This is a genomic window from Kitasatospora sp. NPDC058478 (assembly GCF_042720345.1).
Lineage (GTDB): Bacteria > Actinomycetota > Actinomycetes > Streptomycetales > Streptomycetaceae > Kitasatospora.
This window is the reverse complement of record NZ_JBHXML010000087.1, coordinates 1-11,375: the sequence shown is the minus strand read 5'-3', so window position 1 is coordinate 11,375 and position 11,375 is coordinate 1. Positions and strand designations below refer to the sequence as shown.

At 70.8% G+C, this 11,375-nt stretch carries 9 protein-coding genes; all 9 read left to right on the top strand.

Annotation, left to right across the window (positions count from 1 at the left end; translation table 11 throughout):
- Positions 1 to 32 precede the first annotated feature (32 nt).
- The 9 genes from eccD to ACFWPT_RS35455 all read left to right on the top strand — a co-directional run bounded on the left by eccD (position 33) and on the right by ACFWPT_RS35455 (position 11,062).
- Positions 33 to 1,490 (top strand): type VII secretion integral membrane protein EccD, encoded by a 1,458-nt coding sequence (gene eccD / locus ACFWPT_RS35495; protein ID WP_380378414.1) that lies wholly within the window; start codon positions 33 to 35, stop codon positions 1,488 to 1,490.
- A 210-nt stretch (positions 1,491 to 1,700) separates the two neighbouring features.
- Positions 1,701 to 1,991 carry a 30S ribosomal protein S15 gene (rpsO, locus tag ACFWPT_RS35490; RefSeq protein ID WP_063347607.1) on the top strand — a complete coding sequence of 97 codons (291 nt, stop codon included), beginning with the start codon at positions 1,701 to 1,703 and terminating at the stop codon, positions 1,989 to 1,991.
- A 456-nt stretch (positions 1,992 to 2,447) separates the two neighbouring features.
- Positions 2,448 to 4,655: a polyribonucleotide nucleotidyltransferase gene (locus ACFWPT_RS35485; protein WP_063347606.1), complete on the top strand. Its 2,208-nt coding sequence runs from the start codon at positions 2,448 to 2,450 to the stop codon at positions 4,653 to 4,655.
- A 114-nt stretch (positions 4,656 to 4,769) separates the two neighbouring features.
- Positions 4,770 to 6,122: a M16 family metallopeptidase gene (locus tag ACFWPT_RS35480; protein ID WP_380486907.1), complete on the top strand. Its 1,353-nt coding sequence runs from the start codon at positions 4,770 to 4,772 to the stop codon at positions 6,120 to 6,122.
- Between the two features lie 14 nt (positions 6,123 to 6,136).
- On the top strand, positions 6,137 to 6,883 hold the full coding sequence (gene dapB / locus ACFWPT_RS35475) for a 4-hydroxy-tetrahydrodipicolinate reductase (protein WP_380378417.1): 747 nt from the start codon (positions 6,137 to 6,139) through the stop codon (positions 6,881 to 6,883).
- A 7-nt stretch (positions 6,884 to 6,890) separates the two neighbouring features.
- On the top strand, positions 6,891 to 7,349 hold the full coding sequence (locus ACFWPT_RS35470; RefSeq protein WP_063347604.1) for a tetratricopeptide repeat protein: 459 nt from the start codon (positions 6,891 to 6,893) through the stop codon (positions 7,347 to 7,349).
- The gene (gene thyX, locus ACFWPT_RS35465; RefSeq protein ID WP_063347603.1) at positions 7,346 to 8,077 is read left to right on the top strand and encodes an FAD-dependent thymidylate synthase; all 732 of its coding nucleotides are present in this window, start codon (positions 7,346 to 7,348) and stop codon (positions 8,075 to 8,077) included. The genes ACFWPT_RS35470 and thyX overlap by 4 nt, the downstream gene beginning before the upstream one ends.
- Before the next feature lie 228 nt (positions 8,078 to 8,305).
- Positions 8,306 to 9,205, top strand: a complete 900-nt coding sequence (gene dapA / locus ACFWPT_RS35460; RefSeq protein ID WP_063347602.1) for a 4-hydroxy-tetrahydrodipicolinate synthase — start codon at positions 8,306 to 8,308, stop codon at positions 9,203 to 9,205.
- A gap of 171 nt (positions 9,206 to 9,376) precedes the next feature.
- A complete protein-coding gene (locus ACFWPT_RS35455; RefSeq protein WP_380378420.1) occupies positions 9,377 to 11,062 on the top strand; it encodes a ribonuclease J in 1,686 nt (561 codons plus the stop codon).
- Positions 11,063 to 11,375: the final 313 nt, after the last annotated feature.

Below are 11,375 nucleotides of genomic sequence, written 5' to 3'. Positions count from 1 at the left end.
CGCCCAGTGCGTCGAAGGACCGAGGTGCGGCGATGAGCAACGCCGCCGCGACCGGCTACTGCCGGGTCACCGTCGTCGCCCCGGACCGCCGGATCGACGTCGCCCTGCCCGAGGACGTCCCGCTCGCGGACGTCTACCCCGAGGTGCTGCGCCTGGCAAACCAGAGCCGACCCGACGGCGCGCCCACCGGCTTCCACCTGGTGCGCCGCGACGGCACCGTCCTCGACAGCGGCCTGCCGCTCGCCGCCCAGCAGGTCCGCGACGGCGACCTGCTCGCGCTGCGCCCCTTCGCCGAGTCCCTCCCGCCGGCCGTCTACGACGACGTCGCCGACGCGATCGCCAGCGCCGTCGAGACCGACCGCCGGCTCTGGAGCGCCGAACTCATGCGGGCCTTCGGCCTGATCGGCGCCGCACTGCTGCTCGTCCTGCTCGGCTTCGCGCTCTGGTTCGCCGACCTGCGCCACGACATGCACGGCCTGCCCGGCGTCCTGGCCGGCGTCACCGCCGTCGTCCTCACCGCGCTGGCCGGCGTCCGCGCCCGGGTCTACCAGGACGCCCACGCCGCGCTCGCGCTCGGCCTCGGCGCCCTGCCGCACGCCATGATCGGCGGCAGCGGCGTCCTCGCCGTCGCCCACCCGTGGGACGGCCCCGGCCGGCTCCAGTTCCTGGCCGGCTGCGTCGCTGCCCTGGTGGTCGCCGTGCTGCTGGTCGGACTGCTCCCCGAGAAGGACGCGGTGTTCGTCGCCGCCGCCCTGGTCGCGGCCGCCGGGGCGCTCGCCACCTTCGCCGCCGTCCTGCTGCCGGACACCCCCGCCGGGCACATCGCCGCCGTCACCGGCATCACCGCCGTCGCGGCCGTCGGCTTCCTGCCCGGCCTCTCCGCCCGCTTCGCCCGGCTGCCCGTCGGCTTCAGCGCCCCGGGCCAGACCCGCACCCGCAGCCGCGACCACGACGAGGAGGCCGAGCGCGCCGAGGCCGTCCAGTACGAGCGGATCGCCCACCAGGCCCGCCGCGGCCACGAGGTCCTGGTCGGCCTGGTCGGCGGCTGCGCCGCGGTCGTGGTCGGCTCCTGCGCCGTCCTCGGCTTCACCGACCGGACGTTCCCCGAGCTGCTCGCGCTCGCCCTGGGCCTGGCCACGATGCTGCGCGCCCGGCTGTTCCGCTACACCGCGCAGGTCTTCAGCCTCACCATCGCCGGGCTGCTCGGCCTGGCCCTGCTGATCATCGGCCTGTCCCTGCACACCCCGCAGTTCATCCTGCGCGCCGCCAGCTCCACCGAGGTCGACCTGCGCACCGTCTGGCTGGCGGCCTCCATCGCGTTCGGCGCGGCGCTGCTCGCCGCGATCGCGCTGGTGGTGCCCCGGCTCGGCGTCTCCCCGTTCTGGGGGCGCATCCTGGACCTGGTCGACAGCCTGACCCTGATCTCCCTCGTCCCGCTGGCACTCGCCGTCCTGGACGTCTACCGGCTGGTCCGCGGCGCCACCAGCTGACCGGCCCGGCCCGCGCCGCCTGCCCCGTTCGGCCCGTCCGGCCCGCCGACCGGCCGGGTGGGCGGCACTGGTACCCTTGGCCTTCGAGCGCAGCCGTGTGTCCGCCTCCGGTGGGTCGCAGACCGCCGGCCGCGCTCCGTCACGACACCGAGTCCTCATCAGTCCTGTGTTGTCGACCAGGACCGCTCGGTACACCCTGAAGGAGTTGCAGTGGCTCTCGCCTCTGACGTCAAGAAGCAGATCTTCGCCGAGTTCGGCCAGAAGGAGGGCGACACCGGTTCCCCCGAGGTCCAGGTGGCCATGCTCTCCCGTCGCATCGCGGACCTGACCGAGCACCTCAAGACCCACAAGCACGACCACCACTCGCGTCGTGGCCTGCTGATCCTGGTCGGCCAGCGCCGCCGCCTGCTGCAGTACCTGGCCAAGAAGGACATCGAGCGCTTCCGTACGCTCGTCGACCGCCTGGGCATCCGCCGCGGTGCCGCCGGTGGCGCCCGCTAAGACCGCCGCTCGGGGCGGCTCCCCACACCGGGGAGCCGCCCCTCGCGCGTATGCCGCGGACACCCCGAGCCGCGGCGCCCGGACATAACAACTCGCGCGTACCTCCCCAGGTGGCCGAGGATTGCACCGTAGGGTTGTGGGCATGCCCGGTGATGGCGCACCAGCGCGCCACCCGGGCAGACGAACCCGAACCCCCCGCGGGCCGAAGGCTTCAAACGGAAGCCGCCCGCATCCGAGAGAGCGTCCAGACGCGGACCGCCCGTCCCGGCCCGGCAGCCGTGAGGCGCCGGTCCTCGGTAGTGGCCCCCGGAAGCCCCGCAGACCGAGCGGAGCACCCCGGAGGCTTCGATCGAAGACCGGCCCGACTGCCGTCCTCCTTGCCAGGAGGGCCAGGGCCAGCCGGCAGGCAGCGCGGGGACGCTCTCCCGGAGACGTACGAAAGAGGAGATCTTCCAGGTGGAAGAGAACGTGTTCTACGCCGAGGCCGTGATCGACAACGGTTCCTTCGGCACCCGTACCATCCGCTTCGAGACCGGCCGTCTGGCCCGTCAGGCCGCCGGCTCCGCCGTGGCCTACCTGGACGACGACACCATGGTGCTGTCGGCCACCAGCGCGTCCAAGCAGCCGAAGGAGCACTTCGACTTCTTCCCGCTGACCGTGGACGTCGAGGAGCGCATGTACGCCGCGGGCCGCATCCCCGGCTCGTTCTTCCGTCGTGAGGGCCGGCCCTCCGAGGACGCGATCCTCACCTGCCGCCTGATCGACCGCCCGCTGCGCCCGTCCTTCGTCAAGGGCCTGCGCAACGAGGTCCAGGTCGTCTGCACCGTCATGGCGCTCAACCCCGACCACCTGTACGACGTGGTGGCCATCAACGCCGCCTCCGCGTCCACCCAGCTGGCGGGCCTGCCGTTCTCCGGCCCGATCGGCGGCGTCCGCGTCGCGCTGATCAACGGCCAGTGGGTGGCCTTCCCGACCCACAGCGAGCTGGAGTCGGCCGTCTTCGACATGGTCGTCGCCGGTCGCGTCCTGCCGGACGGCGACGTCGCGATCATGATGGTCGAGGCCGAGGCCACCGACAAGACCATCAAGCTGGTCGAGGGCGGCGCCGAGGCGCCGACCGAGGACGTCGTCGCCGCCGGTCTGGACGCCGCCAAGCCGTTCATCAAGGTGCTGTGCGCCGCCCAGTCGCAGCTCGCCGCCCAGGCCGCCAAGCCGACCGGCGTGTTCCCGGTCTTCCTGGACTACCAGGACGACGTCCTCGCCGCGCTGACCGCCGCCGTCAAGGACGAGCTCGCCCAGGCCCTCACCATCCCGGGCAAGCAGGAGCGCAACAACGAGCTGGACCGCGTCAAGGCGCTGGCCGCCGAGAAGCTGCTCCCCGAGTTCGAGGGTCGCGAGAAGGAGATCAGCGCCGCCTACAACGCGCTGACCAAGAAGGTCGTCCGCGAGCGCGTCATCAAGGACAAGGTCCGCATCGACGGCCGCGGTGTCACCGACATCCGCACGCTGGCCGCCGAGGTCGAGGCCATCCCGCGCGTGCACGGCTCGGCCCTGTTCGAGCGTGGCGAGACCCAGATCCTGGGCGTCACCACCCTCAACATGCTGCGCATGGAGCAGCAGCTGGACACGCTCTCCCCGGAGACGCGTCGCCGCTACATGCACAACTACAACTTCCCGCCGTACTCGGTCGGCGAGACCGGCCGCGTGGGTGCGCCCAAGCGCCGCGAGATCGGCCACGGCGCGCTGGCGGAGCGGGCGATCATCCCCGTGCTGCCCTCGCGTGAGGACTTCCCGTACGCCATCCGCCAGGTCTCCGAGGCGCTGAGCTCCAACGGCTCCACCTCGATGGGCTCGGTCTGCGCCTCCACCATGTCGCTGCTGAACGCCGGTGTGCCGCTGAAGGCCGCCGTCGCCGGTATCGCCATGGGCCTGATCTCCCAGGAGATCGACGGTGAGACCCACTACGTCGCGCTGACCGACATCCTCGGTGCCGAGGACGCGTACGGCGACATGGACTTCAAGGTCGCCGGTACCCGCAACTTCATCACCGCCCTGCAGCTGGACACCAAGCTCAACGGCATCCCGGCGTCGGTGCTGGCCGCCGCGCTGAAGCAGGCCAAGGACGCGCGTCTGCACATCCTCGACGTGATGAACGAGGCCATCGACACGCCGGACGAGATGTCCCCGAACGCCCCGCGGATCATCACCATCAAGATCCCGGTGGACAAGATCGGTGAGGTCATCGGCCCCAAGGGCAAGATGATCAACCAGATCCAGGAGGACACCGGCGCCGAGATCACGATCGAGGACGACGGCACCATCTACATCGGTGCCGCCGACGGACCGGCCGCCGAGGCCGCCCGCACCACGATCAACCAGATCGCCAACCCGACCATGCCGGAGGTCGGCGAGCGCTACCTGGGCACCGTGGTGAAGACCACGACGTTCGGCGCGTTCGTCTCGCTCATGCCGGGCAAGGACGGCCTGCTGCACATCTCGCAGATCCGCAAGCTGGCCGGCGGCAAGCGCGTCGAGAACGTCGAGGACGTCCTCGGTGTCGGCGCCAAGGTGCAGGTCGAGATCGCCGAGATCGACCCGCGCGGCAAGCTCTCCCTCATCCCCGTCGTCGAGGGCGAGGAAGCCGGCGAGACCGCTTCCGAGTGAAGCGCCGCTAGCTGATCCTTGCGGCCCGTACGCCTCCCGGCGTGCGGGCCGCACCCTGTTGCCCCCGCGTTCGTCCAAGCGTTCCCACGCGTGTTTCCTCTGGAGGTACCCCCCGTGGCTCAGGCCCCGGCGGCGAAGCAGCGCCCCGGCTCCACCCGGACCCTGCTCAAGGGCGCGGACGGCGCCGGCACGGTGCGCCGCACCGTCCTCCCCGGCGGCCTTCGGGTCGTCACCGAGACCCTGCCGACGGTGCGCTCCGCCACCTTCGGCATCTGGGTCGGCGTCGGCTCGCGGGACGAGACCCCGCAGCTCAACGGCGCCACCCACTACCTGGAGCACCTGCTCTTCAAGGGCACCGCGCGGCGCAGCGCGCTGGACATCTCGGCTGCCCTGGACGCGGTCGGCGGTGAGATGAACGCCTTCACCGCGAAGGAGAACACCTGCTACTACGCCCGGGTCCTGGACACCGACCTGCCGCTGGCCATCGACGTGGTCTGCGACATGGTCACCGGCTCGCTGATCCGCTCCGAGGACGTCGACGCCGAGCGCGGCGTCATCCTCGAGGAGATGGCGATGGCCGAGGACGACCCGGGCGACGTGGTGCACGACCTGTTCGCCAAGGTGATCTTCGGCAGCGGCCCGCTCGGCCGCCCCATCCTGGGCACCCAGGAGACCATCAAGGTGCTCACCCGGGAGCAGATCGCCGGCTTCTACCGCCGCCGCTACCGGCCCGAGAACCTGCTCGTCTCGGCCGCCGGCAACCTCGACCACCACACGGTGGTCAAGCAGGTCGAGCAGGCCTTCGCGGCGGTGCTGGCCCGCTCCGACGCGGCCCCCGCCGAGGCCCGCCGCGGTGTCAAGGCGCTGCGCACGGCCGGCCGGGTCGAGGTGCTCAACCGCTCCACCGAGCAGGCCCACCTGGTGCTGGGCGTGCCCGGGGTGCCGCGGCACGACGAGCGCCGCTGGGCGATGGGCGTGCTCAACGCGGCCCTCGGCGGCGGGATGAGCTCCCGGCTGTTCCAGGAGGTCCGGGAGAAGCGCGGCCTGGCGTACTCGGTGTACTCGTACTCCTCGTCCTACGCGGACAGCGGCCTGTTCGGCATCTACGCGGGCTGCCAGCCCAAGCGGGTCGAGGAGGTGCTGCGGATCTGCCGCGCGGAGCTGGCCAAGGTGGTCGCCGAGGGCATCACCGAGGAGGAGCTGCGGCGCGCGATCGGCCAGATCTCCGGCTCCACCGTGCTGGGCATGGAGGACACCGGCTCGCTGATGAACCGGATCGGCAAGGCCGAGCTGAGCTACGGACACCACCTGTCGGTGGACGAGATGCTGGCGCGGATCGCGGCCGTGACCCTGGACGACGTCCACGCGGTGGCCCGTGATGTGCTGGGCGCGTACCGGCCGTCGCTGGCGCTGATCGGACCGGTCAACGACAAGCGGGCCGCCAAGCTCGCCGATCTGCTGGTGTGAGAGGACATTTCGCTATGACGCTGCGTGTCGCCGTGATCGGTGCCAACGGCCGGATCGGCTCCGAGGCGGTCAAGGCCGTCGAGGCCGCGCCGGACCTCGAACTGGTGGCCACCCTGGGCCGCGGGTCCGAGCCGGCGGAGCTGACCGAGGCCGGCGTCCAGGTCGCCGTCGAACTCACCCACCCGGACTCGGTGATGGGCAACCTCGACTACTGCCTGCACCACGGCATCCACGTGGTCACCGGGACCACCGGCTGGACGGACGAGCGGCTGGCCACCGTCCGCGGCTGGCTCGACCAGGCCCCCGAGCTGGGCCTGCTGATCGCGCCGAACTTCTCCATCGGCGCGGTGCTCGGCATGAAGTTCGCCCAGACCGCGGCGAAGTACTTCGAGTCGGTCGAGGTGGTCGAGCTGCACCACGACCGCAAGGCCGACGCCCCCAGCGGCACCGCCACCCGCACCGCGCAGCTGATCGCGGCCGCCCGCGCCGAGGCCGGCCGCCCGCCGCAGCAGGACCCGACCACCCACAGCCTGCCCGGCGCGCGCGGCGCCGACGTGGACGGGGTGCCGGTGCACGCCGTCCGGCTGCGCGGGCTGCTCGCCCACCAGCAGGTGATGTTCGGCGACACCGGTGAGACGCTCACCATCCGGCACGACTCGCTGCACCACAGCAGCTTCATGCCGGGCATCCTGCTCGGTGTGCGCAAGGTCGTGGAGACGCCGGGGCTCACCCTGGGCCTCGAACACTTCCTGGACCTGTGAGCCCGGCATGACGTCCCGTACCGGATTCTTCGTCCTGTCCGGCGTGCTGCTGCTGGTCGCCCTCCTCTGTGTCGGGGAGGGTGTCCAGCTGGTCGCCACCGGCAAGCCGCTCGGCATCGGCATCGGCCTGTGCGCCTTCGTCATCCCGGTGATCGGCGTCTGGTTCCTGCGCCAGACCGTCCGGTTCGGCCGGGCCAGCGAGCAGCTCGCCCGGGAGCTGGAGGCCGAGGGCGGCCTGCCGGTGGACGAGCTCCAGCGCACCACCGGCGGGCGGATCGACCGGGCCTCGGCCGATGCGGTGTTCGCCCGCCGCCAGGCCGAGGCGGAGGCCGCGCCGGCCGACTGGCGGGTCTGGTTCCGCCTCGCGGTGGCGTACGCCGACGCCGGCGACACCCCGCGCGCCCGCAAGACCATGCAGCACGCCATCAAGCTGCACAGCACCGAACCCGCAAGGAGCAACGCGTGAGCGACGAACCGACGGCCCCCAGCTTCCGTAGCGACGTCACGGTCGAGCTGGTCCGCAGCGCGGCCGCCGACTCGGACGTCATCTGGGCGGCCCGCGTCTCGACCGCGGGGGAGCAGTCCCTGGAGGCGGTCCAGCAGGACCCGGAGAAGTCCAAGGGCCTGATCAACTTCCTGATGCGGGACCGGCACGGCACCCCCTTCGAGCACAACTCGATGACCTTCTTCATCAGCGCGCCGATCTTCGTGTTCCGGGAGTTCCACCGGCACCGCAGCGGCTGGTCCTACAACGAGGAGTCCGGCCGCTACCGCGAGCTGCAGCCGGTCTTCTACGTCCCGGCGGAGGAGCGCAAGCTCGTCCAGCAGGGCCGCCCGGGCCGCTACGAGTTCGTCGACGGCACCCCCGAGCAGCACAGGACCACCACCGAGGCGATGGAGGCCGCGTACCGCGAGTCCTACGCGCGCTACCAGGAGATGCTGGCGGCCGGCGTGGCCCGCGAGGTGGCCCGCGCGGTGCTGCCGGTCGGCCTGTTCTCCTCGATGTACGCGACCTGCAACTCCCGTTCGCTGATGCACTTCCTGTCGCTGCGGACCAAGCGGGAGCACTCGGCGGTGCCGTCCTTCCCGCAGCGCGAGATCGAGATGGTCGCCGAGCAGATGGAGCAGGAGTGGGCGCGGCTCATGCCGCTCACCCATGCGGCCTTCGAGAAGCACGGCCGGGTCGCTCCCTGACCTGGGACGATAGGCATATGGGCGGAGTGTCTCGCATGTCTGGATTGCGGCTTTTCTAGCCGCTCCCTACATTCATGAACACGGATTCCGGTGCTGCCCGAACCCCCGAGCGGGCAGCACCGGAATCCCATGTCACCGCCTGTTTCCGCCGCTTCGCACGGTATGCCCCTGTCCGAACACTGGACCGGTGTGGTTACCGCCCCACCGCCTACGAGTAGCTTTGGACGCATGGCTCCGACCTCCACCCCCCAGACGCCGTTCGGCCGGGTCCTGACCGCGATGGTCACCCCGTTCACCGCCGACGGCGGACTCGACCTCGACGGCGCCCAGCGCCTCGCCACACACCTCGTGGACTCCGGCAACGACGGCCTCGTCGTCAACGGCACCACCGGTGAGTCCCCGACCACCAGCGACGCCGAGAAGGCCCAGCTCGTCCGCGCCGTGGTGGAGGCGGTCGGGGATCGCGCCCACGTGGTGGCCGGCGTCGGCACCAACGACACCCACCACAGTGCCGAGCTGGCGCGACAGGCGGAGGCCGCCGGAGCCCACGGCCTGCTGGTCGTCACGCCGTACTACAGCAAGCCCCCGCAGGAGGGCCTGTACCGGCACACCGTGCACATCGCGGACACCACCGGGCTGCCGGTCATGCTCTACGACATCCCGGGCCGCAGCGGCGTCGCGCTGAGCCACGAGACGCTGGTCCGTCTCGGCGAGCACCCGCGGATCGTCGCCAACAAGGACGCCAAGGGCGACCTCGGCGCCGCCGCCTGGGCCATCGCCCGCTCCGACCTCGCCTGGTACTCCGGCGACGACATCCTCAACCTGCCGCTGCTGTCGGTCGGAGCCGCCGGAGTGGTCAGCGTCGTCGGACACGTCGTGGCCGGCGAACTGCGTGCGATGATCGAGGCGTACCTGGCCGGCGATGTGGCCAAGGCCACGGCGATCCACCAGGGCCTGCTCCCGGTGTTCAGCGGTATGTTCCGCACGCAGGGCGTCATCCTCGCCAAGGCCGCGCTGGAGCTCCAGGGACTGCCGGCCGGCCCGCTGCGGCTGCCGCTGGTCGGCGCGACTCCCGAGGAGATCGCACGATTGACGAAGGATCTCGCCGCCGGCGGGGTACACCTGTAACAGACGAAGACGTGCGCGCCCCGGCTCGCCGGACCCTCACGGGCCCGCCGCTGGACCGGACCGACGGCGCGAGAGCACCGACCCAGTAGGAAAAACGACACTGAGTACGCACGCCATATGTCTTCAGGGGGAGGACCCCGGGCATATGGCGTGCGTCGTGAGGAGAGTCTTTTGAGCCACCCGCACCCCGAACTCGGCGCACCCCCGGCCCTGAAGGAGGGCGCCCTCCGCATCACCCCGCTCGGCGGTCTCGGCGAGATCGGCCGCAACATGACGGTCTTCGAATACGGGGGCCGCATCCTGATCGTCGACTGCGGCGTCCTCTTCCCCGAGGACGAGCAGCCCGGCGTGGACCTGATCCTCCCGGACTTCACCTACATCCGGGACCGCCTCGACAAGATCGACGGCATCGTCCTCACCCACGGGCACGAGGACCACATCGGCGCTGTCCCGTTCCTCCTGCGGGAGAACCCGGACATCCCGCTGATCGGCTCCAAGCTGACCCTCGCCCTGATCGAGGCCAAGCTCGCCGAGCACCGCATCCGGCCGTACGTGCTGGAGGTCAAGGAGGGCGAGCGCGAGCGCATCGGCCCCTTCGACTGCGAGTTCATCGCGGTCAACCACTCCATCCCGGACGCCCTGGCGGTCGCCGTCCGCACCCCCGCGGGCATGGTCGTGGCCACCGGCGACTTCAAGATGGACCAGCTGCCGCTCGACGGCCGCCTGACCGACCTGCCGACCTTCGCCAAGCTGGCCGAAGAGGGCATGGACCTGCTGCTGGTGGACTCCACCAACGCCGAGGTCCCCGGCTTCATCCCGCCCGAGCGGGACATCTCGGCCGCGCTGCGGAACGTCTTCGCGAACGCCGACAAGCGCATCATCGTCGCCTCCTTCGCCAGCCACGTGCACCGCATCCAGCAGGTGCTGGACGCCGCGCACGAGTACAAGCGCAAGGTCGCCTTCGTCGGCCGCTCGATGGTCCGCAACATGGGCATCGCCCGCGACCTCGGCTACCTGAAGGTCCCCGGCAACATGGTCGTCGACGTCAAGCAGCTCGACGACCTGCCGGACAAGGACGTCGTGCTGATCTGCACCGGCTCCCAGGGCGAGCCGATGGCGGCGCTGTCCCGGATGGCCAACCGCGACCACCAGATCCGCATCGTCGAGGGCGACACCGTCGTCCTGGCCTCGTCGCTCATCCCGGGCAACGAGAACGCCGTCTACCGGGTGATCAACGGCCTCACCCGCTGGGGCGCCAAGGTCGTGCACAAGGGCAACGCCAAGGTGCACGTCTCCGGCCACGCCTCGGCCGGCGAGCTGCTGTACTTCTTCAACATCTGCAAGCCGCGCAACCTGATGCCGGTCCACGGCGAGTGGCGCCACCTGCGGGCCGCCGCCGACCTGGGCATCGCCACCGGCATTCCGCGCAACCGCGTGGTCATCGCCGAGGACGGCGTCTGCGTCGACCTGGAGAAGGGCGTCGCCCGGATCGTCGGCAAGGTGCAGGCCGGGTACGTCTACGTGGACGGCGCCTCGGTCGGCGACATCACCGAGGCCTCGCTCAAGGACCGCAGGATCCTCGGCGAGGAGGGCTTCATCTCGGTCTTCGTCGCGGTCGACTCGACCAACGGCAAGATCGTGGGCGGCCCGACCTTCCAGGCCCGCGGCTCCGGCATCGACGACAACGCGTTCGTGCCGGTCGCCGCCAAGCTCCAGGAGGCCCTGGACCGCTCGGCGAGCGACGGCGTGCTGGATCCCCGCCAGGTCCAGCAGCTGGTCCGCCGGACCGTCGGCAAGTGGGTGGCGGACAACTACCGCCGCCGGCCGATGATCCTGCCGGTCGTCGTCGAGGTCTGAGCCTCCGGCGGCTGGTTTGACGTGGGGCAGCCCGGTGCGTAATGTTCTCCGGGTTGCCCCACGGGACGGCCCCGCAGGAAGTTTCTCGAATGCGAATTCGAGAATGACCGCGGAAAACGGCCCGAGAAACTCTGATAGAGTTCGGGAGCGCCGAAAGGCGAAAGCCACTCAGGTAAATGAAACTCCGGAAAACGGAGCGGAAAACATCTGATAAGCTTGAAACACGAAAGAACGAAGCGCCCGGAGGGCCCGCTGGAAGGCGGTCCGAAGGAAGTGTCCGTTCCTTGAGAACTCAACAGCGTGCCAAAAGTCA